The 25,458-nt window shown below is 66.9% G+C and carries 20 protein-coding genes and 1 pseudogene; 8 read left to right on the plus strand and 13 right to left on the minus strand.

Annotated elements, in window-relative coordinates; all coding sequences use genetic code 11:
- Positions 1-31 precede the first annotated feature (31 nt).
- Positions 32-1,084: a pyruvate kinase gene (locus BU204_RS01560; RefSeq protein ID WP_075123654.1), complete on the plus strand. Its 1,053-nt coding sequence runs from the start codon at positions 32-34 to the stop codon at positions 1,082-1,084.
- 10 nt (positions 1,085-1,094) lie between these two features.
- Here BU204_RS01560 and BU204_RS01565 read toward each other — a convergent pair whose 3' ends face one another.
- From BU204_RS01565 to BU204_RS01595, 7 genes are all read right to left on the minus strand, one after another.
- Positions 1,095-1,655, minus strand: a complete 561-nt coding sequence (locus BU204_RS01565; protein WP_083660904.1) for a GNAT family N-acetyltransferase — start codon at positions 1,653-1,655, stop codon at positions 1,095-1,097.
- A 1-nt stretch (position 1,656) separates the two neighbouring features.
- A complete protein-coding gene (locus tag BU204_RS01570; RefSeq protein ID WP_075123655.1) occupies positions 1,657-2,571 on the minus strand; it encodes an ArsR/SmtB family transcription factor in 915 nt (304 codons plus the stop codon).
- Positions 2,568-2,855 carry a PqqD family protein gene (locus BU204_RS01575; protein ID WP_075123656.1) on the minus strand — a complete coding sequence of 96 codons (288 nt, stop codon included), beginning with the start codon at positions 2,853-2,855 and terminating at the stop codon, positions 2,568-2,570. Before BU204_RS01575 ends, BU204_RS01570 begins: the two co-directional genes overlap by 4 nt.
- Positions 2,852-3,670 (minus strand): nucleotidyltransferase domain-containing protein, encoded by an 819-nt coding sequence (locus BU204_RS01580; RefSeq protein WP_075123657.1) that lies wholly within the window; start codon positions 3,668-3,670, stop codon positions 2,852-2,854. Before BU204_RS01580 ends, BU204_RS01575 begins: the two co-directional genes overlap by 4 nt.
- Positions 3,671-3,755: 85 nt before the next feature.
- Positions 3,756-4,523 (minus strand): hypothetical protein, encoded by a 768-nt coding sequence (locus BU204_RS01585; RefSeq protein ID WP_075123658.1) that lies wholly within the window; start codon positions 4,521-4,523, stop codon positions 3,756-3,758.
- Positions 4,520-5,578 (minus strand): pyruvate kinase, encoded by a 1,059-nt coding sequence (locus tag BU204_RS01590; protein WP_075123659.1) that lies wholly within the window; start codon positions 5,576-5,578, stop codon positions 4,520-4,522. The genes BU204_RS01585 and BU204_RS01590 overlap by 4 nt, the downstream gene beginning before the upstream one ends.
- Before the next feature lie 12 nt (positions 5,579-5,590).
- Complete coding sequence (locus BU204_RS01595) at positions 5,591-6,748, minus strand: phosphotransferase family protein (RefSeq protein ID WP_083660905.1); 1,158 nt, start codon at positions 6,746-6,748, stop codon at positions 5,591-5,593.
- A gap of 86 nt (positions 6,749-6,834) precedes the next feature.
- Here BU204_RS01595 and BU204_RS01600 point away from each other — a divergent pair, with 86 nt between their 5' ends.
- Genes BU204_RS01600 through fabD form a run of 5 tightly spaced genes read left to right on the plus strand, consistent with a single transcriptional unit; the run spans position 6,835 to position 19,516 of the window.
- Entirely contained in the window at positions 6,835-11,397 is a 4,563-nt protein-coding gene (locus tag BU204_RS01600; protein WP_075123661.1) for a beta-ketoacyl synthase N-terminal-like domain-containing protein, read from the plus strand.
- On the plus strand, positions 11,394-12,479 hold the full coding sequence (locus BU204_RS01605; RefSeq protein WP_083660906.1) for an acyl carrier protein: 1,086 nt from the start codon (positions 11,394-11,396) through the stop codon (positions 12,477-12,479). The genes BU204_RS01600 and BU204_RS01605 overlap by 4 nt, the downstream gene beginning before the upstream one ends.
- The gene (locus BU204_RS01610; protein ID WP_143229237.1) at positions 12,476-17,002 is read left to right on the plus strand and encodes a beta-ketoacyl synthase N-terminal-like domain-containing protein; all 4,527 of its coding nucleotides are present in this window, start codon (positions 12,476-12,478) and stop codon (positions 17,000-17,002) included. The genes BU204_RS01605 and BU204_RS01610 overlap by 4 nt, the downstream gene beginning before the upstream one ends.
- The gene (locus BU204_RS01615; RefSeq protein ID WP_075123664.1) at positions 16,999-18,648 is read left to right on the plus strand and encodes an FAD-dependent monooxygenase; all 1,650 of its coding nucleotides are present in this window, start codon (positions 16,999-17,001) and stop codon (positions 18,646-18,648) included. The genes BU204_RS01610 and BU204_RS01615 overlap by 4 nt, the downstream gene beginning before the upstream one ends.
- 31 nt (positions 18,649-18,679) lie before the next feature.
- Positions 18,680-19,516, plus strand: coding sequence for an ACP S-malonyltransferase (fabD, locus tag BU204_RS01620; RefSeq protein ID WP_158073380.1), 837 nt, complete (start codon positions 18,680-18,682; stop codon positions 19,514-19,516).
- Here fabD and BU204_RS01625 read toward each other — a convergent pair.
- On the minus strand, positions 19,479-20,483 hold the full coding sequence (locus BU204_RS01625; protein ID WP_075123666.1) for a LysR family transcriptional regulator: 1,005 nt from the start codon (positions 20,481-20,483) through the stop codon (positions 19,479-19,481). The genes fabD and BU204_RS01625 overlap by 38 nt on opposite strands.
- 291 nt (positions 20,484-20,774) lie before the next feature.
- Here BU204_RS01625 and BU204_RS42375 point away from each other — a divergent pair.
- Both BU204_RS42375 and BU204_RS38795 read left to right on the plus strand, forming a co-directional pair.
- A pseudogene (locus BU204_RS42375) lies at positions 20,775-21,016 on the plus strand (transposase); the annotation flags it as partial.
- A 98-nt stretch (positions 21,017-21,114) separates the two neighbouring features.
- Complete coding sequence (locus tag BU204_RS38795) at positions 21,115-21,405, plus strand: hypothetical protein (RefSeq protein WP_143229239.1); 291 nt, start codon at positions 21,115-21,117, stop codon at positions 21,403-21,405.
- Between the two features lie 72 nt (positions 21,406-21,477).
- Here the strand turns inward: BU204_RS38795 and BU204_RS01635 are convergent, their stop codons facing one another.
- From BU204_RS01635 to BU204_RS01655, 5 genes are all read right to left on the minus strand, one after another.
- A complete protein-coding gene (locus BU204_RS01635) occupies positions 21,478-22,314 on the minus strand; it encodes an aldo/keto reductase (RefSeq protein ID WP_198942727.1) in 837 nt (278 codons plus the stop codon).
- Positions 22,315-22,351: 37 nt separating this feature from the next.
- Complete coding sequence (locus tag BU204_RS01640) at positions 22,352-23,371, minus strand: hypothetical protein (RefSeq protein ID WP_075123668.1); 1,020 nt, start codon at positions 23,369-23,371, stop codon at positions 22,352-22,354.
- A 124-nt stretch (positions 23,372-23,495) separates the two neighbouring features.
- The gene (locus BU204_RS42210) at positions 23,496-23,720 is read right to left on the minus strand and encodes a hypothetical protein (RefSeq protein WP_408607975.1); all 225 of its coding nucleotides are present in this window, start codon (positions 23,718-23,720) and stop codon (positions 23,496-23,498) included.
- Positions 23,714-23,839: a hypothetical protein gene (locus tag BU204_RS42215; protein WP_408607976.1), complete on the minus strand. Its 126-nt coding sequence runs from the start codon at positions 23,837-23,839 to the stop codon at positions 23,714-23,716. The genes BU204_RS42210 and BU204_RS42215 overlap by 7 nt, the downstream gene beginning before the upstream one ends.
- Complete coding sequence (locus BU204_RS01655) at positions 23,839-25,017, minus strand: AI-2E family transporter (protein WP_075123669.1); 1,179 nt, start codon at positions 25,015-25,017, stop codon at positions 23,839-23,841. The genes BU204_RS42215 and BU204_RS01655 overlap by 1 nt, the downstream gene beginning before the upstream one ends.
- Positions 25,018-25,458: the final 441 nt, after the last annotated feature.

Consider the following 25,458-nt stretch of genomic DNA (forward strand, 5'->3'; position numbering starts at 1 on the left):
TCGAGAACATCGCCGAGATGACCTCGCTCCGATGACGACCATGATCGCGACCGTCGGCCCCGCGACTCGCGCACCGGAGACCATGGCTGCCCTGATCCGCCTCGGTGTCAGCGGGTTCCGGTTCTCTGTCTCCAAGTTCGACGTTGCCGAGATCGTGGCCCAGGCGGCGGACGCCCACGCGGCGGGTCGTGCCGTCGGCCGGCCCGTCGAGCTGCTCCTGGACCTGCCCGGCGCCAAGGTCCGGTTCACGAACGCGGACCCGATCGACCTGGGCGCCACGCCGCGGTTCAGGATCTCGTACGCACAGCAGCTCACCGGCCACAGCGCGGACATGCCCGAGCTCGGACTATCCGATCCGGAGCTGGGCGCCGCCATCGTTCCCGGCGACATCCTGCTCGTCGGCGACGGTGAGATCGCGGCGCGGGTGGTGTCCACCGCCAGGACCCACTGTGTGGCCGAGTCGATCGATGGCGGCGTACTCGCCCCGCGCAAGGGTGTCTGGCTGATGGGAAAGTCACGACGACTCCGGCCACCGGACGCCGAGGCGGACCTTGCCCTGCTCGAGAAGCTGGATGACTCGGCCTTCACCGGGGCGATCGTCTCGTTCGCTGAGGACGCGGCCATGCTGGACCCGGTCCGCGCGCGGTGGGGCGGGCGAAGCGCCAACGCCGTCGTCGCGAAGATAGAGACCCGGGCAGGCGTGGCCAATGTCGCCGAGATCGCGCGGGCGGCGGACAGCGTGCTGGTGGGCCGTGGTGACCTGCTCATGGACAGCGGCGTGCTGGACTTCCACGCCCTGTGCACGACCGCCGTGCGGGAATGCCGGCGATTGTCCGTTCCGGTCGTGATCGGCACCCAGCTGCTGTCAGGTCTCGAGGGCTCGTGGCTGCCGCTTCGTTCCGAGCTCGCCTATCTGTGCGGCATCATCGAGGCGGGTGTCGACGGGCTGTTGCTCGCGACCGAGACCACCCGCGGCAGCGATCCGCTTCGTGCCGCAGGCCTGATGGCAGATCTCATTCGGCGCTACGGCTTCCGCCAACAGGCCGGCCACCACCTGCCGGCCACCACGGCCCACGGCGAGTAGCGGTCGGGAATCAGAGCGTTACCCAGTAACGCCGTATCGGACCGATCACGGTCTCCCGTACGTCCTCCAGCACCCCACCGAACCGCTCGATCACGCGGGCGGAGACGTGGTTGCCGGTCTTGCAGGTCAACAGCACCCTTTCCATGCCCCGCGACCGCGCCCGCTCGAGTGCCGCGTCCACTGCCCAGATCATGAGACCACGCCGCCGGTACCGGGGACAGATGCTGGCACCGATGTGCCCGCCTGCCTCCAACAGGAGCGGAGTGAGTTCGTGCCGAAGCTCGACCGAGCCGAGACAGATGTCGTCGTGAGTGATCCACCAGTACGTCGAGTGTGCCCGGCCAGGCGCCGGTGCCACCGCCGGATCGGCGGAACGGAGCAGTTTGGCGACCCAGGCGGCGAAGCCTTCCTGGCTCGTCGGATCATCGTCGGCACCGAGCCCAGCCCCGTCCTGATGGGACCCGGCGGGCCACTCGGCGTAGGCGGCGAGCCAGGAGGCGTGCAACCGGGTATCGGGCCGGGTCAACGTGGGCCGGAGCTCGTCCGGACCGCCCGCAGGAACCAAACCCATGTCAGTACCCCAATCGCTGTAGGAGGACGGCGCCGCCGTGCTCAAGTTGATAAAACACCCGTCCGCCGAGCCGTAGCTTCCACACCAGGCCGGACGCGGACAGGACCGTCAGGTGCTGTGACACCGTGCTCTTGGCCATTCCCAACGAAGTCGCCACAGCTGTGGTCGTCTGCGGCATCTTCAACGCGCGCATCACCTGTGCTCGCCCGCTGCCGAGCAGAAGCGCCAGGCGATCCTCCGTCGGGGTGGCACGGTCGGTCGCTGTCAGGACCTGGAAGAAGCCGGTGGCCCGAGCCTGGTACGAGACAGCCACCACACCCGGCTCCTGCAGGAACAGCCGCACGCCGCCCGCGAACACGGTCGGCACCAGCAACAGTTGCGAGCTGGTCACCGATACCTCGAGATCGCGGTGGAAAGGTGCGGTCAGGAAGGGCCGGGACCACAGCACCCGTCCGCCCAACTCGTTCAGCATCGCCTCTGGCCCGGACACGACGACGGTCCTGCCGCGGAAAAGAATCTCCTCCTCCAACGAGGTCCGCATCTGGTTCCAGTGCCGGGCGATCGCCCAGTCCCAGTACTGCTCGAGGAACCCGCAAAGCTGATCGGCGGAGTTGCCTTCGCACCGGACCCGCATCTCCATGAGCTCGGCCTCGAGAGTGCTGCGCGCAGGGCTGGGCAGCGGCACGGAACCTTGGGGGAACAGTGGCAGGTCGGCGCGCCGCATCGGCTCCACCAGGCCTTCCACCAGGTGGCGGGGCAATCCGCAGCGAACCGCACGGACCCAGCGGGAGTAGGGCGACGGCGCCTCGCCCGGATAGCGGGCGAGGATCGCCAGGCTGCCGATGGTCTCCCACAGCGGGCTGAACGCGAGCCGCACTCGGCCGAGGCTGTCGTCATCCACCCGCAGACGGATCACCGAAAGGGCTCCTCGACCGCCCATTCGACGACACCGCGGCCCGCGAGGTCATCGAGGAACTCACGCACGTCCACACTCACTTCCGCGGGGTCGGCGTCGTAGGCGGCGGCGACGATGTCGACGATGTCGGCGACGCGGTTGCGCCCGTCCGCCGATTCGTAGATCAACCTCGCCACGTCGGTCAGTTCCAACGCGTCCGTGTCGATGCCGATGACCAGGTCGCCGGAGACCCGGCGGACCCGGACGCCGAGGACTCGACGTGGCACGCGATGGCCCGTGTTCATGCGGTCTCCACACGCATCGCGATGTCCTGGCAGATGGTGAGCACGGATCGGACCCACGATCGCGGGTCGGCCGGGTCGTAGTCCCGCATGGTCTCCAGTACCCAGTAACTCTCGAACGAGAGCAACTCGGGGGCAGCCGCTCTGAACCGGTTGGGTCGCCACTTGGGCATATGGCTGCCGTACTCGCCCGCGCTCTCCAACAGCGAGTCGACGGCGTGGCCGAGTGCCCGGCGGGCCGACAACACCGCGCTTTCCAGATGCCCGGCCTCCAGTTGGCCCAAGGCGTCTTCGGCGGCGTCATCGGCCAGGCCGAGCGACCGGACCACGACGATGGAGCGGAAGGCGGACCGGTTCAGCAGTTCGCATTTGGCCTCGATCCACTCGCTGCCCAGCAACGGGCGGCAGTGGACGAGGCGGGCCAGGGAGGTCTCCTCGCGTGGCGTGAGGATCTCGCCGGCGAAGACCTCACCCGTGTACTTCTCCCAGCTGATCTTGGCGAGCATCTGGTCGAACTGGCGCTCCAGCCAGTAGGTGATCTCCCAGCGACGGTCGTTCTCGAAGAACACCTCGTTCCGCACCCGTGGCGGGTCGAGCGACATCAGGGCGGCGCTGTAGCTCTCTGTTCGCACCTCCTCGGTGGTGACGACGTAGATGTCGAAGTCACTGCGGGCGTTCTCCCAGCCACGCGCGACCGAGCCGACGACGAAGGCGGCGACCGTGTCGTCAGGGAGCAGGTTGCGCTCGCGGAGCGGGTTGAGCCAGTCGGTGGGGTGCTGCATCTCCGTGGGCACCGCGATGCCGGTCCGCTCGCTCATGTGCGGCTCACCAGCGACATGCCGTCGGTGCCAGGAAGCATGACAACCTCGACTCGGGAATCCTTCACGAGGAGTGTGCTGTCCTTCATGAGGCCGTGGCCTTTCGAACGGTGGGGTGGGTGAGGACGCGGCCGGAGGTGGTGGCGTCCCCGGCGGTCCGGCTGTCGTTGTCGAAGAGTTCGAGCACGTGCGCGGCGAGTTCAGGCGCCGTGGAGCGGTCCGAACACAGCACTGTCCACTCGGGATCGTCGACGATCTGCCGGGTGGTCAGCTCGTCGAGTCGCACGATCTCGTCCAGGTGGCGACGGAGGAAGGCGTTGACGGCGTGCTTGGCCGGCCCTTCGCGGGCCGCCATCCGTTCTCGCCGGGCGGCGGGAGCACAGGTCAGGTAGATCTGCACGGTGAAGCGGGGAGCTCGGGCACGGATCCACTCGGGTGCCAGGTAGCACTCACCAGGGGTCAGGAAGGTGTTGAACGACTGCTGTGTCAGCCAGTACCGGTCCTGCACCCTGACCACCTCCTGTTCGGACGGCCGCTGCTGAGCGGCCAGCTCGGCGTCGACGATCAGCTGTGCGGACCGCATGCTGTTGAAGCGGCGCCACAGCCCCAGGTCTCGGAAGGGTCGGTCCGTGGCATCGTCGAAGACCGCCACCGCTTCGCTGAGCATCGCGTCCACGAGTCCGCCCTTGGTCAGCGTGCCGTGGGACTGCGTGACCTCGTGGCCCCGTGCGCGCAGCTCGGCCGTGATCAGCCGCGCAAGGCTGGTCTTGCCGCTGCACTCGTGCCCGTCCAGGAGGATGCCGGAGATGAAGGGACGTTGGGCGATGGTCCCTCGACTTGGGTCAGGGTTCATGGGTGGCTCGGGAAGAGTGGGGTTCTGACGGTGGTAGGTGCGTATCGGTCCCGAAGTCCGGTAAGGAGTGTCACCGCGCGAACCGGGTCGGTGGCCCCCGCTGTCTCCTCAGCGAGCATCAGCCCGGCGACGCCATCAGCCAGCAACTCACTGACGGTGGCAAGCTCCGAGCGGTGCGGCAGCCAACCAACCGCGAGGCTGGTCAGTAGCTGTGTGCCTACGAGCACCGGGCATCCGATCGCGCGCGCCGCGTCCAGCACCCGACAGCACGCCGCGTGGAACTCGACCGGGCCGGTGTCGAGTAACAGGTCGCCGCGACCGAGCAGGATCCCGTCGGCGGACCGGGCGATTTCATCGGCGGCCGCCGCCCCGGCCGCTGTCTCGATCTTCGCGACCACCGAAGGCAGAGGCCCCTCACGGACACTCTCGCGTAGCACCGCGCGGGCTCGTTCGACGAGATCGGCCGACTCGGTGAAGGAGAGCACCACGGCGTCGAACGGTGAACCGGTCATCGCCCGCAACCCAGCGAGGTCGTACGGGGTGAACTCCTGTGCGCCCCCGGCGTCGCGCGCACCGGGGAAGGAGATCCCTCGCCGGATTCCGACCACGCCCGTGGTCAGCGGTACCGCCCTGCACGAGCCGGCTGTCTGCCCAACGATCCGCAACGCGTCCTCCCCGTCGCCGATGACGACAAGGTCGCCGACCTGTGGACACGGGTCCCCGGGACCGAGGCCCGACACCCCGAGGCTCGGCACCGGACCGGTCAGATCGGAGGGGCTGTCGTCGAAGCGCAGTACGAGTTCGGAGACATCGGCCAGGTCCAGGTAGGCCTCATTGGTCAACCGCAGCTTGGCGCCGGGTAGGTCGAGCACCAACTCGACCGGCAGACCGACGTCCCCGGCGAGCCCGCGAACCTCCTCGGCGAGGGATGCGAGTTCGGCCACGGGGGTCTTGGAGGCCGTGAAGCGGAACACGTCCACCCCGGCTTTCAGCAGGTCCCCGAGGACCTCACGGGATGAGCACGCCGGTCCGACCGTGGCGACGATGTGAGTCACGGTGGCCCCCGCTCAGGCCCACGCGCCGGGCAACCCGAGCGTCCCGGCGGCTCGGGTGGCCGGGCCCGCCTCGAGACGAGCCAGACCCGCGTGCGTGAAGGACAGGCTCAGCCGGAAGACGAGCCAACCTACTTCCTCGTTCTCGCGCCTGGCGAAGTCGAAGGGATCTCCGAGCATCTCGGACGTCCACGTGCCCATTCGGTCGTGCAGGTGGTCCGGCACCAGGGACAGCGCGCTCAGGCCGTAGCGCAGCAACACCAGGCAGGCCATCAGCTCCAACCGGGCGGCCTCGCTCGCTTCGACAGGGCGATCGAAGTACGCCTCCAGGAACTTCTCGAGCAGCACGCCCTCGATGCCCAGCGAGAGCATGGCGTTGGCCAGGTCGTACAGCGGATCCCCGAAGCCGAGGTGATCGAAATCTATGAGCCAGGCGCGCATGCCGTCGAACAGGACGTTGCCGCGGTTCAGGTCGTTGTGGCAGAGCCGGTCCTCGACCCCGAGCTGGCCGAGCTCCGCGCGCAGGCTGTCGAACCGTTCGGACGCCTCGCTGTAGATCGCGAGCTCTGGAATCCGGGGGGTGAGTCGCGCCACCCCGGACCGCGCGGAGTTTATCTTGCCCTCATGCAGCCGCGGCTCTCCGTCCATGTCGAGGGTGTGCAGCTCACGCAGGACCCGAGCGAGCGAGAGCGCCTGCCAGTGGACGATCGGTCGGGTGGCGGGGGCGCCCAGGATCTCGTCCATGACCAACACGCCGCTCACAGGATCGGCGTACTCCACCCTCGGGCCGATCCCGTGCTTGCCGAGCACCTGGGCTGCCCTGAACTCCGTTGGTACGACGCCTTCCTCAGCGAACTCCAGGTCGATCAAACGTGCGACCCGACGGATGCCGTCGCCCGCGACGGAATAGGTCGATGCCCATGGCGTGGGGGTGGCCGGGAAGGCGCTCACCGTCGCCGTGTCGCTCAGTCCGAGGATCTCCAGAACACCCGCCAGCCGAGCTTCAGCACACATGGATGACCTCTTTCCGATCAGCGTCGTCGTCGTAGGATCAGACAGCGCACTTCCCTTCGTCAAGGCATCGATCGTCAGATCCGATAAGGGCATTCGCGACCTCCGATGCTGAAACCAGCCGAGACCGGCTAACATATTCATGGCGATTGCAGGTCGCATCGCGGCGCACCGATGGTTGATCGAGTTGCGTCAAGTACGCGCGGTGCGAGTGCAATCAAGTCAACCGGTTGTGAAGGTTGTAAAACATGCGCGAAGAAGTTGCGATCGTCGGCGTTGCCTGCCGATATCCCGGCGCAGCGCATGCGCATGATTTCTGGGAGAATATCGCAAACAAACGATCCGAGATCAGCGAAGTTGGCCCGGACAACTGGGATTCGGACACCTTCTATTCACCTGACGGCGTCGCGTCCGAGCAGGTGAACTCCAAATGGATCGGCGGCGTGAGCGGCTCGCGCAACCTTGATCACGCGTTCTTCAACATCTCGCCACGTGAGGCAGTCGCGATGGATCCGCAGCACAGGATCCTTCTCGAAGAGGCATGGCACTGCCTCGAGGATTCCGGCCTGTCGATCGACCTGCTCCGCGGGTCACGGACGTCGGTGAACATCGCCCTGTCGGTGCACGACTACCTGCTCAAGGCGACTGCCAACAACAAACGGGTGGACGTGTTCGACCCGGTCGGCAACTACCACTGCCTGTCGGCCAACCGCATCTCGAACTTCATGGACCTGCGTGGCCCAAGTCGCGCGGTGGACACTGCCTGCTCATCCTCGCTGGTGGCGCTGAGTCACGGTCGCCAGGACCTGCTGTACGAGGACTGTGACTTCACCTTCGTCGGCGGAGTGAATCTGGTCTTCTCACCATGGCGCTATCTGGCATTCACGCAATCCCGCATGCTCAGCCCTGACGGCCGCTGCTTCACCTTCGATTCCCGGGCAAACGGATACGTGCCTGGTGAAGGTGCCGGCGTGGTGTTGCTGACCACGCTGTCGAACGCCGAGCGGCTCGGGTGTCACGTGTACGGCGTGCTCAAGGGCATTGCCACCAACCACAACGGGCACAATCGAAACGTCACCGCGCCAAGCGTCGCGGCACAGGTCGATGTCATCTCCCGCGCGTTGGCCGACGCTCAGGTGGACCCGGCCCAGGTGAGCTATGTGGAGGCCCACGGCACCGGCACCAGCCTCGGCGATCCGATCGAGATCGAGGCTCTCGGCATCGCCTACGCCGGACGGGTACGGACATCGGCGCTGTCAGTCGGCTCGGTCAAGACCAACATCGGTCACCTCGAGGCCGGCGCGGGCATGGCAGGCTTGATCAAGGTTCTGCTCATGTTCCAGAACAGGACGATCGCACCCACCCTGAACATCGAGCGGGTCAACCCACTCATCGAGAACACCTCAGAGCGAGTCGAGTTCCCCGGCGACGCCGTACCGTGGTCGAGCGAGGAGCCTCGAACGGCGGGGATCAGCTCGTTCGGGTTCGGTGGCGTCAACTGCCACGCCATCGTGGCAGAACATCAGCCGCGTGAGTGTCGGCCGGACTCGGTGCCAGGCCCGGTGTCCGATGGCGGCTTCTCGCCGGTGTTCACCCTGGCGGCGAAGAGTCGTACCGCACTCGAGCGGTCGCTCGGCGAATGGTCCCACCGCGTGCGTTCCGTGCGGCCGGAGGCGTTGGGCGACCTCTGCCGGGCCACGAACCAGCGAGACCTGACCCTCCCGTACCGGTTCGCCTCACGTGCCGGTGATCTCGTCGCTGCCCTGACCCGCGTGGACGGAGAGATCCGGCACAGCCACAAACCCCCGGAACTCGCCGTCCTCCTGCCGGCCGGTCCCGTCGAGTCGATCGGCGACCCGGCCGTCGCAGCGCACAGGCCGACTGTCCTCGCCGAGGCCGTCGTGGACTCGGCGAAACCAGCGCTGGACTCGTTCGCCACCCGATTGGCCTTGCTCCGTGCCCTGGCCGGACGCAATGTCCACGGGGCTGAGTTGGTCGCACTCTGTGGCAATGGTGCCGCCGCTGTGATGGTGCACTCCGGAATGATGTCGGTCGCTGACGCTGCCGACGCACTGGCCGCCGGCAGTGCTCTCGTAGCGACAGCGTCGCCGACCGTCGCGGTGCACATCGGTGCGCGGTGGTTCCTGCCCAATGAGATAACGGCGGAGTACCTGGCCGAACTCGCCCACAACTGTGCCCGATCGGTAGCCGTGGCCACGGGATACGCGGCACAGGCCGCCGGTCTTCTCGGCCACCAGCACACCTTCACTCGGGCGTTCGGCGCGTGGGCGAACCCGACGCGCGCCCACGGCCTGCCGCTGGCCGAGGTGGTACACGACTTCGCCCGGGTCGTGGATTCGTTGACCCCCGAGCACCTCGCGATGACAGCCCTCGCGATCGACGTGGCGCACACAGAAATTGACCACGCCTGGGGTTTGGCACCCGCCGGCTGGCGCGACGCGAGCACCGGCGAACTGGCGAGTCTCGTCCGCAGGAACATCGTCTCGCCCGTGACTGCACTGGACATCCTCGCCGGCACAGCCGATCTGGCGACGGTCGCCGCGCAGGCGCGCGAACATCGCGATGTCCGGTCCTCGGTGCTCACGGACCTGCCGCTGCTCCGGCAGCACACCGACGAGCAACACCGTGGTCTTCGCATCCCTGTGACGGAGGCAGCGGCGGCGTGGGAGTTCCCGGACGATACTCGAGCAGATTGCGCGGCCGTCCTCGGCGGCTGGGACAGCACGGACAGGCTCCGCTCGGTGCGAATCCACGCACCGACAGCGGATGCGTTCGCCACCTGTCTGATCGAGCTCTGGCATGCCGGCTGCGACGTCGACTGGGCCGGTGCGCAAACCAGCTTCGAGCGCATCCCGGGGCTACCCGGTTACTCATTCGACCCGCACGAGCATTGGCACGAGTACGAGGTGTGCAGAACCGACGGCCTGGAACCTGCCACCCCCTCCGTGTCCGAGGAACGGTCGGCGGCCGATACAGCTCCTCCGCACGGGTACACAGCGAGCGACCGGTCAGCAGAAGCGGACCAGTCCTCCTCCGCGACCATGTCGGATGACGAACTGGCAGCGGAACTGCGACAGCTGCTGCGCCAGTTGGTGGCCCGAAGCACCAAGAACCAGCTTGGCGCGGTCGGGGCGGACACCGAGTTCGCGGACCTCGGCCTCGACTCGCTGATCATCCACTCGCTCAACGGGGAACTGGTCCAACGGTTCGGCGAGGTCGCCGCCACCTTGTTCTTCGAATGCCGCGACATCCGATCGCTCGCCGACCGCCTTCTCCGGGACTATCGACCAGCCGTCGCCACCTGTTTCGCCGTCCATGTGAGCGCTCGTCGTACTCCGGAGACCGCGCGGCCGCACTCGGAGACGACAGCCGCACACCACGGGCCGGATGGACCGCGATCGGACCTCTCGCGCCACCCGATGCCACCCCAGCGATCTGTCGTGCTCCCGCCGCGGACGCACACCGAACACGAACGCGCAGCGCCGATCGCGATCATCGGGCTCGATGGCAGGTTCCCCGGGGCGGACTCGCTCGACGAGTTCTGGGCCGGCCTGTGGGCCGGTGCCGACTGGATCACCGAGATCCCGCGCGATCGCTGGGACCACGACCGCTATTTCGATCCTCGCCGCGGCGTGCCGGGCAAGGTGTACGCCAAGTGGGGAGGGTTCCTCTCCGATGTCGACCGTTTCGACGCCGCCGCCTTCGGTATCGCACCGTCCGAGGCTCAGTTCATGGACCCACAGGAGCGGTTGTTCCTCGAGTCCGCGTACGGGTGCCTCGAGGTCGCTGGCTACTCCCGGGAGCGCCTGCGCGCCCAACACGACAACGAGGTCGGCGTCTTCGTCGGGGCCAGTTTCAACAACTACCAGCTGATCCAGTACGAAGCCGCCCTGGCGAGGCATGGCTGGCCGGCGGACGTTCTCAACTCGCAGACCTACGCGATCGCGAACAGGGTGTCGTTCACCTACGACCTGCGTGGCCCCAGCCTCGCCCTGGACACCGCGTGTTCGTCGTCGCTGTACGCCATCCACCTGGCCTGTGAGAGTCTGCGCCGAGGTGAATCAGAGCTGGCGCTCGCCGGTGGGGTGAACCTGTCGCTGCATCCGTCGAAGTACCAGATGATGGCGCGATATCAGTTCCTGTCCTCCGATGGGCGGTGCCGCGCCTTCGGCGACGGTGGCGACGGCTATGTGCCTGCCGAGACCGTCGGCAGCTTTCTGTTGAAACCCCTTGTCACCGCCGAACGCGACGGCGACCGGATCTATGGCGTCATCCGGGGCAGCGCGATCACCCACGGCGGCCGGGCCAACGGGTTTACGGTCCCCAATCCGACCGCCCAGGCTCTGGCGATCGAGCGGGCGCTGCACCAGGCAGCCGTCGATCCGGCCACGATCAGCTACGTCGAGGCGCACGGGACCGGGACCCAGCTGGGCGATCCGATCGAGATCGCCGGTCTCACCACGGCATTCGGCTCCGCGCGCAAGCAGTACTGTGCCATCGGCTCGGTGAAGTCGAACATCGGCCATGGCGAGGCAGCGGCCGGTGTGGCTCAGGTCGCCAAGGTGGTTTTGCAGATGCAGCACCGCACCTTGGTTCCGTCGCTGCTGCACGCCAACCGGACGAATCCGTCGATCGACTTCGCGAACTCGCCGGTGTACGTGCAACAAAGTCTCGGGGACTGGAACCCCGAGCGCACCGGGCGCGGGGACGTTCCGTTGCGCGCCGGCATCACCTCGATCGGTGCGGGTGGCACCAATGTCCATCTGGTCATGGAGGAGTACGGCAGATGAGCACCAGAGCTGCATCGAGTCCTGCCGCTCGCTTCGTCCTGACGATCTCGGGGAGCAGCGCCGAATCGCTCTTTGCCTACGTGCAGAAGCTGTCCGCCGTCCTCTCCGACGATCCACGCTCCGGGCGACACCCGTTCCCCCGCGCCGTGACATTTGCCGGTGTCGCCGCGACGCTGTTGAACTTCCGGCGGTGCGCGCCGCACCGCCTGGCGTTCACCGCGGCCTCCCTGGCCGAGGCAGCTGACAAGCTCCTGTCCTTCACCGAGCACACCTCGAATCCGGAAGCGGCCGCACCACAGGGTCTGTACGTGAACGTCATCCACCGGAGCACTTTCGACGGCGCCGTCGAAACCCAGGACCGTGACTACCTGCGGGCGCTTGCCGCGAGCGCACGCCACGACCAACTCGCGAAGCTGTGGTCCGTGGGGTTCCCGGTCGACTGGCGGCACGTCTATCCCGAACTGATTGCCGAACGTCCAATCTGGCTGCCACCGGCGCCATTGAACCGACGTCGATACTGGCCGGAAGCACCCGGGGCCGCATCCGCGACGACCACGCCAGCGGCGGCGCCGCCGGAAGTCGACCTGGCCGAACAGGATCCGTCAGTCGACGTCGCGCGACCAGGCAACAGGACCTCACAACTCGTCGCCGAACTGAAGGGCCTGCCGACAACCCTCCGCGAACGCCGACTCTGCGACTATCTGCAGGATCGCATCGCCGTAGTGCTCGACTACCCCGAGGGAGAGCGTCCCCGCACCGACCTCGGGTTCTTCGACCTTGGCATGTCGTCCATCCACCTCGGGCAGGTGCGGCAGTCCATCGTCGCCGACACCGCGTTCGAACCGAGCGAGACGTCGGCGTTCGATCACCCGACCATCGTCGAGTTCGCCGCCTATCTTGCGCGCGAGCTGGCAGCCAACGGCGAGCCTGACATCGCGGCAGCGGCTTCCGTGGCACAGGAGGTCGCGACGGCCGCGACGCAGCCCGGTCGAGCCCTCCTGCCGTACACCCTCGGTGAGGACGAAATCGACCGGCTGTCTGCCCACGATCTCGAACGCGCGCTCATCGAGGTGGTTTCGTGACGGGCTACCTCGACACGGACCATGAGATTCGCACACTCAAAGCGCTACTACGCAAGTCGCTCAACACGATTCGCGAACTCAGACAAGGCGCCTCCATGCCCGGGCCCGACGAGCCGATCGCGATCATCGGCATGGCCTGTGAGCTTCCCGGCGGTGTCACCACGCCAGAGGAGTACTGGTCCCTGCTCCGGTCCGGTCGCGAATGTGCGCGCGACGCGCCTGCCAGCGAATGGGTGGCGGATGTCTACGATCGCTACTTCCGCCAGAACCCACGAACGGCCCGCAACACTCGCGCCAACTATCTCGACGGCGACGTCATGCGCTTCGACCCGCGCGCGTTCAACATCTCCCCGAAGGAAGCGCGGGACATGGACCCGACCCAACGGCTCGCGCTCAAACTTACCGCTCAGGCACTCGAGCACGCGGGGTATCAGCCGCGGCGCCTCGACGGACGTGTCGGAGTGTACTTCGGCGTCATCGGTGGCGAGTACGGTGCGCTCGCGCGCCAGTCGACCGAGCCAGGCACGTACGTCGCCACCGGCTCGCTGAACAGTGTGGTGGCGGGCCGGATCAGCCACACCTTCGACTTCGGCGGACCTGCCGTGGCAGTAGACACGGCGTGCTCATCGTCCCTGGTCGCGCTGCACCTGGCCTGTGAGGGCATTCGCGCCGGAGACTGCGATGTCGCTGTGATCGGCGGGGTGAACCTGTTGCTGGATCCATCGATCTTCACCGTGCTGTCAGGGTTCGGCGCGCTCTCCGCTGACGGTCGTTGCCGCCCGTTCGCCGCGGACGGTGAGGGGTACGGCCGTGGCGAGGGCGGCGGCGTGGTGGTGCTGAAGCGCTGGAGCGACGCGGTGCGTGACCGCGACAACATAGCGGCGCTGGTGCGCGCCACGTCGATCAACCACGACGGAACCTGCAGCGGGCTGACCGTGCCCAACGGACGAGCGCAGCGCGCCCTGATCGAGCAGACCCTACGGCGGTCGGGGCTGCGAGCCACCGATGTCGACTACCTCGAGGCCCACGGTACCGGTACTCGGCTGGGGGATCCCATCGAGTTGTCGGCGGCGAGTGCGGTCTACTGCCAGAACCGTTCTGCGGATCAACACCTCGTCGTCGGCTCGGCAAAGGCACAGATCGGGCACCTCGAGGCCGCGTCCGGCATCGCCTCGCTCATCAAGCTCGTTCTGGTGCTGCAGAACCGTTACGCTCCGGCACAACTCGTCGCGGGCGAGCTCAACCGCGACATCGACTTCGAGCGCATGCGCCTGCAACCGGCCGCAACCGAGGCACAGCTGACTTCCCCCCAACCAGTCGGTGCAGTCAGCGCATTCGGCTTCAGCGGCACGAACGGGCACGCCATCCTGTCAGCCGCCCCGCCGGCCAGGACCGAGCGGGCGAAGCAGCGACTGAACACTCAACCGATACTGCTCTCGGCTCGATCGGCCACCGCACTGACCAACCAGCTGCGCCGTCTGGCCGATCATCTGACCGAGGGCGGAGCCGACCTCGAGGACGTCGGATTCACGCTGGCGGTCGGCAGGGACCACGGACCGTTTCGCGCCAGCCTGCTGGCCGAAACCCGCGAACAAGCAGTGCGAACCCTTGAAGCCAGGCTCGCCACACCACAACTCGTCACCTCATCGCGTCTGTTCCGCGCTGGTGCGGCCAAACTCGGTTTCTTTCTGGGAGCGGCGGATCACGGACGGCAGACCCGCCGGTGGTACGGCCTGTTCTCCGCGTTCCGTGCTGGGTTCGACCAAGTCGACGCGGCCTGGTCCGAACTAGGTGAGTCGACGTTGACCCGCTGGATCGAGTCGGACACCCATCCGTCCAGCGCGGTGGAGTCTGCCGCCCTGCAACTCGGACTGCTGTGCGGCACGGTACGGCTGTGGCAGGCGTTCGCCATTCAGCCGGCGATCTGGATGGCTGATGGCATCGGATGCTTCGCGGTTGCTGTCGAAACCAACGCTCGCACAGTACGTGACGTGCTCGCCGAGCTGAGTCAACTGGCCAACGGCGCACAGGTGCGTTCTGCCGCGAGCATCGACCTGGCCCGAGCGACAACTCCCGCGACCGGTCGCGCCGCCACCCACGCCTCGCACTTCGATGCCGCTGTGATCTGCCCACGTGATGGTGGTTTCGTCGGTCCTCACCAACTGGCCGACCCCGCCTACTGGGCTGCGGCCGCCACCGCACGAGCCGACATCCCCGCGGCCGGCCGTCTGTGCGTGGAACATGACGTGCGCATCGTCATGTTGCTCGGCGACAGCGGTGCGACCGCTCGTGTCCGGCAGCTTCTCGATCCGGTTCTCACTCTGGTCGACACCGACGAGAACGTGGACGATCCGCGGCAGGCCGTCATCCAGCGCCTGCTGCGCCTGTACGAGTTGGGCTTCGACCTCGACTGGCGCCCGCTCTACGAGAGTACGGCGGCGCGTCGAACCACCGTGCCCACGAGTTCCCTGGACGAAGCGGTGTACGCCTTCGCACCCACTGCCGGGCGGCTCGGCGACGTGCCCACTCACAACCGCCTCGACGCACTGCAACCGGCGCTGCACCTCTCGCCCGGCGACAAGCTCGAGGTGGATTTCGAGCTGGACCCTACTGCCCTGGCCTTCTCGGACACACACCATGTCGTTCACATCGGATACTTCGTCGAGATGCTGTTGCGCGGGCTGAACACGGTCGCGCCAGACCGCGAGTTCGAGGTAGCCGACATGCGTTTCAGCGCGGCACTGGTCCTGCGTGACGCATTCCGCACCGTCCGGTTGGTGTTCGACGGGTTGCGTGGTCCCGGCGCGAGCTTTGCGTTCCACTCGCTGGCCGATGCCGCGCACAACCAATGGCAGCAGCACGTGCACGGAACACTGAACGAACGACCACCAGTCGCGGAGTCGGTACGTGCTCGTCCGCCCAGCGCGGAACACGTGTGCTCCGGAGACGAGTTCTATGCCGCCGTGGAGACGCGTGGAATGCACCTCGGACCAAGCGTGCGTGCTGCCGGAGAGGTGTTTCGAGACAGTTCCGATGTCTGGGCCACCGTTGCCGCGGAACACCGTGTTGCTCCGGCGCGGGCCGCCGCTCGCGTCGCCCCCGGGATCCTGGACGCCTGCGCGCAGCTCTTCCACGCCGCGCTACCTCCTGGCGAGCAGTCGAGGGCGGCGTTCATGGTGGAACGGTTGCAGGGTCTGATCGTCCACCCCGGGGCGCCAGCCGCAGCCGCCGAACTACATCTCGGAAACGTGCGGGTCGAAGCCGACTGTTCGCTCGCGCACGGTCGTGTCGCGGTCCACGACAGGGACGGCCGGACGGTGTTCCGATGCGCCACCGTCACCGTACGCGTCCTCGAAGGAGGGATCGGACAGGTGCTGGCTGCCGCGGGACCGGTCAGCGACGCCTTGCGCCTCACAGCCGACGAGCTGGCCGCCGCCACCTCCGGAGATCGTGCCGCTGTCGAAGGTATCGTGCGCCGCATGGTGGCCCGGTTGACCGATGCGCCGGAGGACGGCATCGGGCCACATGACTCGACGACCGCGCTTGGCATTGACTCCCTGCAGGCCACTACCCTGCACCAGGCACTGCAACCGATCGACCCGGACAGACTGGTTTCGCTGGCTGACATCGTTGCCGGAACCTCCGTCTCCGATCTGACCTCGCAGTTGCTCGGCAGGCGCAACGGTGTCGCGGTCAATGATGTTTCGGCGATGGCCCCTTCCACCGAACACGCCGGCCGCGGCTATCTGAAGCGATGTGTGGAGTCCGCGCGGATCCGTCTGTTGTGCATTCCCTACGGTGGCGGCAGCACGCTGGCGTTCCAACGTTGGCAGGCGTTGCTCGGTGCGGACGTGGACGTGTGCCCGGTGGCGCTCCCAGGCCGGGGTGAGCGTATGGCCGAACCGCTGGTACCCAATGTGTACGACGTCGTGGACTCCCTCGAACCGGAAGCCGTCGAGGCATGTGACAAACCCGTTGTCATCTACGGACACAGCGCGGGCGCGCTGATCGGGTACCTGCTGGCGCTGCGTCTCCGGCGCCGCGGCATCAACACGATCCGACATCTCGTCGTCGGTGCCTTCAGCAGCCCAGGAGTCACAGAGAACCCCTTCTACCGCGACCGTTTGCGTGCTCTCGCCGCCGTCGGGATTCCGGGCCTGCCGAGCGCCGCCCAGATCCGGGCACTCGACACGGAGGCGCTACGCGAGCTGGCACGGTTGTTGTCGCTCCCGGTCCCGCCGGATGTGGACGCCGAGTTCCTCCGCCTCACGCTGCCGGTGCTGGTCAACGACCTTCGCCTCGTCGGCAGCTACCGGCCCGCCGAAGCGGATGTGCTTGACATACCCATCACCGCGGTGCACGGCGCACAGGACGACCGAGTGGCCGAAGACGAGATGCGCGACTGGCGTCGCCGCACCACCGCGGGCTTCGACATCCACACCCTGGCCGGCGACCACCTGTTCCTCCACATGGACCAGCGGGGACAGGAACTGCTCGACATCCTTCGTGAGGTGCTGAAGTGACGACCGAAGACAAAGCGGAAGTCGAAGTCCTGGTAGTCGGTGCCGGTCCGGTCGGCCTCACCCTCGCCTGCGCGCTCGCCGACAACGACGTTCGGGTACGTATCGTCGACAAACTCGAGCACTGGTCACCGCTGAGCAAGGCCATGACGCTTACACCGCGCACTCTGGAGTGCTTCCACATGCTCGGAGTCGACGCCGAGTGTCTACGAGCCGGCATCATGTCCCGGCGGATCAACCACTACACCCAGCGGGGACGCGTCATCGGCGTGGCGGATCTCGCCGAACTCGAAGGCGACCATCCAGGCCTTCTGCAGCTCAGTCAGGGTAGTACCACCAGCATCCTCGACCGGGCGGTGTCCGACAGGGGCATTGCCGTCGAACGCGGTCGCGCACTCACCGACATCGACATCGACGGAGACAGTCATCGCTGTCACCTGCGAGACACCGATGACCGGACCTCGATAGTCACCGCTCGTTTCGTGGTCGGTGCGGACGGGGGACGCAGTCGGGTTCGGGAGATCGTCGGCGCGGTCTTCGACGGTGCGGAACAGGATGAGACCTTCATCATGGCCGACATCGAGATGAGCGGGTTTCCGTATCACGCGCACGAGCGGCATCAGTTCTGGCTCGACGAGGGCACCTTCCTCGCGGTCCTGCCCATCGACGGCAGCATGTTCCGACTCGTCTCCACCTGCCGGGTCGCCGCCACGGAAGTGGACGAGGAGTTCGTGTTGCGCCGCTTCAGGGAAGTGCTGCGCGCGGTCGGTCTCGACGTGGTGACGCTGGGCGATCCGTACTGGGTCAGTCGGTTCAACCCCCGGCAGTTCATCGCCGACAGCTTCCGCCGTGAGGGCATCTTCCTGGTCGGCGACGCCGCACACGTTCAGAGCCCCATCGGTGCACAGGGACTGAACACCGGCATCCAGGACTCGATCGACCTGGCCTGGAAGCTGGCTCTCGTGCTGCGCGCCAAGGCTGGCGACGCTCTGCTCGACAGCTACCACGGCGAGCGGTTCCCGGTGGCACAAGCCCTGTTCGACTACAACAACATGCTGAGTGAACGCGTGTTCGGGAGAAACCGATGGAGGCGAAAGCGGCTGCGCAGTCAGAACAAGCGCCTGAACCGACGCGCATATCACGCCGCGGAAATAGCGAAGCTCAGTCAGTTCGCGGTGGCTTACCCCGCACCGGCGGGATCTGTTCGACGTTCGCGGGTGATCCCCGGGCGGCGCATGCCGAGCTGTGCGCTGACGACGACATCCGGCCCCTTCGACCTGCTGCGCGAACTGGGCGCGAGGCGGCACGTCATCCTGGCCTTCGCGGGTGCGCACGACACCACCGCGTCGCTCATCGGCACGGCACTGGAAAGGTACCGGGAACTTCTGGGCGAAGACGCGTTCCGCGCCTACACCGTGCACGAAAGGGTTTCCCCGAGCCAGCGCTTCGACATGCCAGCTGGCCCGCACGCTCTGATCGACATCGCCGGACGCTGCCGAACCAAGCTCGGTCTCCAGCTGCGCGACGTCGTGGTGATCCGTCCCGACGGCTACGTCGGCGCCCTCGCGGACGCGAAATCGCTTTCCGCGCTTGACGACTACCTCGACCGCCTGTTCGTTGGACCGCCCAACTCGGTCCCGCGGGGGTGACCGGCCCGAAGGGGACACCGTGCCAGTGATCATGTTCGGCGGCCAGGGTTCGCACTACGCGGGGATGGGGCGCGACCTGTTCGACGAGTTCCCGGAGCACCTGGCGCTGGCGGACGAGGTGCTCGGTTACTCGGTCCGCGATCTGTGCCTCGACGACGAGGACGGACGAATGACGTCCACGAGGTACGCCCAGCCCGCGTTGTACGTCGTGAACGTGTTGACATACCTGCGTGTCCGGCGGTCGTGCCGGATCGAACCGACCGCACTGCTCGGGCACAGCCTTGGTGAGTACTGCGCTGCGCACGTCGCGGGTGTCTTCGACTTCGCCACCGGGCTCGCCCTGGTGGCGCGCCGCGGCGAACTGATGGCGGATGCCGGCGACGGCGCCATGGCCGCGGTCATCGGCCTGGACCTCGACGCGGTGCACGATGCTCTCGTGAGCTGGAGCGGAGACGGCCTTTGGGTGGCCGGCTACAACACGCCGAATCAGACCGTCCTCTCCGGCGTCACTGATCAGGTACGCATGGCCAAGGACCACTTCCTTGACGCCGGTGCGCGAACCTACGTGTCACTGAACGTCAGCGGCGCGTTCCATTCCCCTTTGATGGCGGCAGCCCGGTCGGAGTTCCAACGCGTACTGGCCGGAACCGAACTGCGGGCTCCGCGAATACCGGTGGTGAGCAACAACACCGGCGCAATTCATACCAGCGACCTGATCGCACACAACCTGGGCGAACAGATCTCGGCCCCGGTCCGGTGGACGGAGAGTGTCCAGCTGCTGGCAGGACGCGGCGAAACCTCCTGGATCGAGATCGGCCCCAAGAGGATGCTCACGCCGATGGTCGAGGAGATCCTGGCGAGCCCGTGAGCCTTTTTCCTGGCTGCGGCTGATTTCCGCGGTGGCACGTTCTGCCGGGCGCTCCGGACGATGTGTCGACCAACGACTCGCTGTCCTGGCCCATGGTCTGGGTGACCACGTCGATGAAAAGCCGCATCTCACGGCTGAGTTTCCTGTCCTGCCGCCACACGATCTGGGCGAAGACCTCGAAGGAGGGCTCCCAGTCGAGCACGCTCAACTGTGCCTCCCTCACCGCGCTCGCCACGGCGATCTCGGGCAACACACTGACTCCGATCCCAGTGGCGAGTCCCTGCTTGACCGACTCGATGTTGCCGAACTCGATGAGGGGGACGGGGGTCTCGGCGTTCGCGTTGAGATCCGACTCCATGAGCGCCCGGTAGGAACAATCAATCCCAGGCGCGAGCACGGGGAACCTTCGCAGATCGGCCATCGACACCTGTGAGCCGCGGTTCAACGGATGGCCGGGCGCGACCACGGCCACCAACCGCACGGGCCCGAGCACCATGGTCTCCAGTCCGTGACGCCCGTTCTCGGGTTCGATCAGGAAGCCCAGGTCCTGCACCCCTCTGCGTAAGGAATCATGCGCCTCTCCGCAGGTGACCGACTGTAGATTCAACTGCAGTCGGGGGTAGCGGTGATAGAAGAACTCGAGGATGGCTGGCATGCGGTAGGAGATCAGACTTTCGACCGCCCCGATGGTCAGCGTCCCCGACGGTTCGGTCTCGTCGGTCACGGACTGCCTCGCCTCATCGACAAGTGCGAGGATGCGCTCCACGTAGGGGACGAGCCGTTCGCCGACAGGGGTGAGCCGGATCTTTCCTCCGAGTCGTTCAAAGAGCTCCATGCCCAGAGTAGCCTCAAGACTCTTGATCTGCGCGGTCACGCTGGACTGCGCGTACCGGAGCTCGGTCGCGGCCTTGGTGAAACTCATGTGCGTCATGACCCGATGAAACGTGCTCAGTTGTTTCAGATCCATACCTGACCCCCAGGTGCTGGTGAGGTCTCCGCGGCGTGCGGAGACATTACTGGCGGTCAGGAGAAATCCAGTCTCCAGGGGCTCGTGATTCTGCGATCACTTTGGTTCCTCCCCATGGATCCCCCACGAACGCCAAGTCCTCCAACAACACTTTGACATGTTCAGATGTGTCCGCGCTGGCCGCCGCATCAGGCTCGACTAAGGGAAGATCGGTTCTTGAACCGTGATTGAGCGCCGGGGAAGGCGGTCAGCCGACCACCCACATCCGCATCGGCCAGCCCGAGCGGTCATCAGGGCCTCACGACCGGGGAGACCGGCTCGCACCTGGCCGAAGTGCGCGGCGCCGAGGTCTCGCGACAGACGACCTCCACGATCACCGACGAGGTGCTCAATGGCATGGTCGATAACAGAACCCGGCTTGGACCCTGTGTATCCGGTTGGTGTTCATCGACGCGATCCACGTGAAGATCCGCGACGGGCAGGTCGCCCATGGGCCTGTCTACGTCGCGCTCGCGGTCAGGTGTGAGGGCCGCCCGACCAACAATCGCGGCAGTGCCTGCTCATCGTCGCCGCCACCTGGGCCGGCCGCGGACCCCGCGTCGGCGCACCCGAGGAAAAGCTCCCGTCGCCAGTGGCTAGGCCCACCAGTACCGCCGCCAGCGCCCTGTCCGCGTTCCTCGCCGTCCTCCTCAAGCACCACCTCGACAACCACGACCACTCCCCCGTCTTCCCCGACACCGACGGCGGATTCCTCTGGCGATCGAGCTGGCGCACCCGCACCTTCAACTACACCTTCGACGGCAACCAGCACCTGCCCGACCCACGCGTCCGGACCCGCCCGATCCGCCCCGCGATCACCTTCCACGAAGGACGCACAGCCACAAAATCTGGCTCATCACCACCGGCACACGCTTCTGCCTGACAGAGCTGTATCTGGCCAAGGTCAGCACCAGTGTCTGTGGGCCTCCACGAGAGACACGATTGGTTCGATGGATTATGCGGCGTGTTGTTCGGAAAGTTCGGCCAGGTCGTCACTGGTGAGGCGAAGTCCGGCCGCGGCGATGTTGTCGGTCAGGTGGTCCAGCGAACTGGTGCCGGGGATGGCCAGTGTCACCGGTGACGTCGCGAGTAGCCAGGCCAGGGCAACCTGTGCGGGCGTGGCCTGGTGGCGGGTGGCGACACGTGTGAGAAGGGCCGTGTCGAGCCGGGCTCTGCCGCCGCCGAGTGGAAAGTACGGCACGTAGGCGATGCCGTCCTGTTCGCACCGCGCGAGAACCTCGGCGTCGCTCCGGTCGTGGATGTGGAACTGGTTCTGCACCGCGGCGACCGGGGCGATGGACCGTGCCTCGGCGAGCTGGGTCGCGTCGACATGGCTGACGCCGAGGTGCCGGATCAGCCCCTCGCGGCGCAGGTCCGCGAGGACCGTGAAGCGTTCGCCGAGTGATTCGCCTCCGGCTTTACCCATGCCGCCCACGCGCAGGTAGACCACGTCGAGGTGGTCCAGGCCGAGGCGGCGTAGATCCTGTTCGACCAGACCGCGTAGTTGAGCGGCGGCTGCCTCGCCGGGAGGGCTGACCTTGGTGGCGATCACGAGGTCTGCCGGATACGGCGACAACGCTTGCCGGATCAGTTCGTGCGCATGGAGGTCACCGAACCCGTAGGTGCCGGCGGTGTCGATGTGGTTCACGCCGAGCTCCACGGCACGGCGCAGCACCGCGACCGCTGTCTCCGGATCGCGAATGGAGCCGCCGAGAGCGAGCCGCATCGCGCCGAAGCCGAGCCGGCTGACCCGCAGGTCCTCACCCAGCAGAAAGGTACCGCCCGCGATCATGTTCATGCTCCTTCGTGTCGTGCTGACCGCGGTCTGGTCAGCCGCGGTAGTAGTCGGCCAGCGCGGTGAAAGCGGCCTTGGGTTCCCACGGCATGTCCGGGTAGGTGTCGCCGCCGCGGTCCTCGAGCACCTTGACGACGCCGAGACTGGCCAAGTCGAGGTCGCGGCGAGGGTCGTCGGGGCGGTGCGGGTAGTTGTAGAGCGCGAACAGGTATACAAAGGCGCTGTCCACGCCTGCCGCGTCGAAGATCTCCAGCAGCTCGCGCAGGTAGGCGGCCTGACCGGCCTCGTCGCGGACGTAGTCGCCGGTAACCCGAACCGGGCGACCGGTCTTGTCGTACTCGACGATCTCCATACTCCGCGGCGCCACGTCCCCCGAGCCACGCCAGGTGGCGGTGCCGAAGCCTGTGATCGCCACCGGCTTTCCCTGCGCGACAAGGGTTCGCACGCCTTCCGCGAACTGGTCGGCCACCTCGGCTGACCGGATGAGCTCGACCGACATGATGTCGAAGAGGGACCAGTCGACCCGCTCGAAGGGTATGCAGGCGTAGGTGATCCTGCCCAGAAAGTGTTCGCGGACCGCGGCGACGGCGTCACGGAGGAAGTCGTTGACGCGGGCACTCGCCTCGACGATTCGCTCAGCCCAGCCCTCGGGCCGGCTCAACAGCAGGTCGAGCCGCTGCTCCAGGTCGTCACCGGGGAGGAGGCCCTGGTTCATGATGGAAAGCTCGACGCCGGTGACGAACACGACCTCGGCTCCCGACTTCCGGAGCCGCTCCGCCCGCTGCGCGCAGTCGGCGAACAGCGACAGGATCTCCGCGGTCGTCAGTTCCAGCGGGTAGGGCGAGAACCAGACCTCCAGCCCGAGTTCGGCCCCGCAGCGAGCCGCCTGTTCCAGTCGCTCCGGATCGCCGCCGACGAGGTGCACGGCGTTGCAGTGCAGGTCGTCACGAATGATGGCCAGCTCCCGTTTCACCACGTCCGGATCGAAGCTCTCGCGGGAGATCTCGCCGTTGCGGACAAAGCCGGTGTCGTACGCGATGCCCTTGGCTCGCATGGGTTCGGATCCTTTCCTGCCCGGTGTGGAGCCCCGAGACTAGAACGAAAAATGCGTGCGCGCAACTTTGCGCGCACGCAGGTATGGCTGGGATACTTGAGTCGTGACGACACGACGGACAGGGCTACGCGAGCAGAACAAGCAGGCCACCAGGGCGGCACAGCGCGAGGCGGCCCTGCGGCTGGCGTTGACGCATGGACCGGAGAACCTGCGCGTCGACGACATGACGTCGGACTCCAGCACCTGGTCCTCCTCGACCGTGCCGCAGGCCTCGAAGATTCCGTACGGCCAGCGCGAGCCCGGCCGCCAGGGTCACGACGCCCACCACGATCGCGGTCAGGATCAGCACCTGCGGCAGCGGATGGGAGTACCGATCAGCTTCCTGAGCAGGTCGCCGTGGCTGATCACCATGTAGAGCCCGGTCATCATCAGCGTGAACAACAGCCAGTAGACGTAGTGGGACCCCATCACGGTGTCCAGGTGGCTTTCGTATCCGCCGGATCGCCGGATGAGGGCTGGTCGTCGTCGTGCAAGACGTCGACGTGCTCGGGCTCGACGTGTTCGTCGTGCAGCAGCGACCTGATGCTCGCGTTGAGAACGGCGAGGAGCGGCACCGCCAGTAGCGCGCCGGCGATGCCTGCGGTGATCAGGCCGGCGGCGATGGCGAACACGACGGCGAGCGGGTGCAGCCGCACGGCGCGACCGAGCAGGAACGGCTGGAGGACGTGGCTTTCGAGCTGGTTCACACCGATAACGACGGCGAGCACGAAGAGGGCGGCGATGAACCCCTTGGCGACCATCGCGACCAGCACGGCGACGACCCCCGCGAGGACGGCGCCGATGATGGGCACGAAGGCGGTGAGGAACACCAGCGCGGACAGCGGGATCACCAGCGGTACTCCGATGATCGCCAGCCCGATGCCGATGCCGACCGCGTCCACCAGCGCCACGGCGGCGGTTGCGCGGACGTAGCTGACCAACGCCGTGAACCCGCGCCGGCCGGCCACGTCGACACGGCTCCGGACCCGGGCCGGCACCCCGCGGGTGACGAACCGCCAGATGCCGGGACCGTCGTAGAGGAAGAAGATCAGGATGAACACGGTCAGCAGGAAACCGGTGGCGACCTCACCGATCGTGGTCGCGGTGGTGATCGCGCCCTGCGTGATGGCGGCCTGGTTGTCCTGCAGTGCGGCGATCGCGTCGTCGATGAGCCTCTGGACCTGCTCGACGCGCAGGTGCAGCGGCCCGGTGCTCAGCCAGTCCCGGATCTGGTCGAGGCTCGCCACCACCTGGGACTGAAGCTCGGGCAGACCGTTGACGAAGGTGATGATCACGAAGGTGAGCAGTCCACCGAGCAGCGCGATGCCCGCGACCATCACCATCACTGCGGCAACCCAGCGCGGCACCCCCCACGTCACCAACCGCTCCACCCCGGGCGCCATGAGCGCGGCCAGCAGCAGCGCGATCGCCATCGGCACGAGCAGGTGCGAGAAGAAGCCTGCAAGCCACATGATCGCGTACAACCCGGCGATCACGACGATGAACCGCCACGCCAGTGCCGCGCTCACCCGCAAACCGGTCGGCACCAGCCCTGTCACGTCTCGGCCCGGTACCGGGGCCGCAGGCGTCTCCACGGACTCGCTCATCCGTCCCATCCCCTCGTGCCACTTCCGCCCGACGGTGGGGACTACCCGGACGGTGGTTCCACAATCCCGCAGAATCGCCGCGACGCTCCGCCACGGTCATCCTCCTCGGGAGCCTCAGCACCGGCGCTCGAAGCGGTGTCGCACCGCCGGTCCGCAACACCGCGTAGCCGAGTCCGGCAACCACACGGGGCAGCGTCGTCGTCGATGTCGTAGCGGGGTATCTGCCCTCCCCCTGCCGTTCGGGCTCGAGTCCGCCATCCACCCCACCCGCGCCGGTCCCGACAGCGAACGCGTGCGTCAGGCACAGGTGCTTGCGGCAGCTCGCGCCGACGTAGCGGCGGGCTTCGCGTATAGCCGCGTGATCTGTGTCGTGGGTCACCCATTCGCCGCCGATTGGCGTGCGGGGTGGTGGTGTTCGGGGGCGGTGTGGTTGTAGTTCGG

This window comes from Actinophytocola xanthii (genome assembly GCF_001921205.1).
Lineage (GTDB): Bacteria > Actinomycetota > Actinomycetes > Mycobacteriales > Pseudonocardiaceae > Actinophytocola > Actinophytocola xanthii.

Coding starts and splice junctions, on each gene's coding strand:
- BU204_RS01560 (WP_075123654.1), top strand. CDS start 32: ATGACGACCATGATCGCGACCGTCGGCCCCGCGACTCGCGCACCGGAG.
- BU204_RS01565 (WP_083660904.1), bottom strand. CDS start 1,655: ATGGGTTTGGTTCCTGCGGGCGGTCCGGACGAGCTCCGGCCCACGTTG.
- BU204_RS01575 (WP_075123656.1), bottom strand. CDS start 2,855: ATGAACACGGGCCATCGCGTGCCACGTCGAGTCCTCGGCGTCCGGGTC.
- BU204_RS01580 (WP_075123657.1), bottom strand. CDS start 3,670: ATGAGCGAGCGGACCGGCATCGCGGTGCCCACGGAGATGCAGCACCCC.
- BU204_RS01585 (WP_075123658.1), bottom strand. CDS start 4,523: ATGAACCCTGACCCAAGTCGAGGGACCATCGCCCAACGTCCCTTCATC.
- BU204_RS01595 (WP_083660905.1), bottom strand. CDS start 6,748: ATGCGACCTGCAATCGCCATGAATATGTTAGCCGGTCTCGGCTGGTTT.
- BU204_RS01600 (WP_075123661.1), top strand. CDS start 6,835: ATGCGCGAAGAAGTTGCGATCGTCGGCGTTGCCTGCCGATATCCCGGC.
- BU204_RS01605 (WP_083660906.1), top strand. CDS start 11,394: ATGAGCACCAGAGCTGCATCGAGTCCTGCCGCTCGCTTCGTCCTGACG.
- fabD (WP_158073380.1), top strand. CDS start 18,680: ATGTTCGGCGGCCAGGGTTCGCACTACGCGGGGATGGGGCGCGACCTG.
- BU204_RS01625 (WP_075123666.1), bottom strand. CDS start 20,483: ATGGATCTGAAACAACTGAGCACGTTTCATCGGGTCATGACGCACATG.
- BU204_RS01635 (WP_198942727.1), bottom strand. CDS start 22,314: ATGATCGCGGGCGGTACCTTTCTGCTGGGTGAGGACCTGCGGGTCAGC.
- BU204_RS01640 (WP_075123668.1), bottom strand. CDS start 23,371: ATGCGAGCCAAGGGCATCGCGTACGACACCGGCTTTGTCCGCAACGGC.
- BU204_RS42215 (WP_408607976.1), bottom strand. CDS start 23,839: ATGGGGTCCCACTACGTCTACTGGCTGTTGTTCACGCTGATGATGACC.
- BU204_RS01655 (WP_075123669.1), bottom strand. CDS start 25,017: ATGAGCGAGTCCGTGGAGACGCCTGCGGCCCCGGTACCGGGCCGAGAC.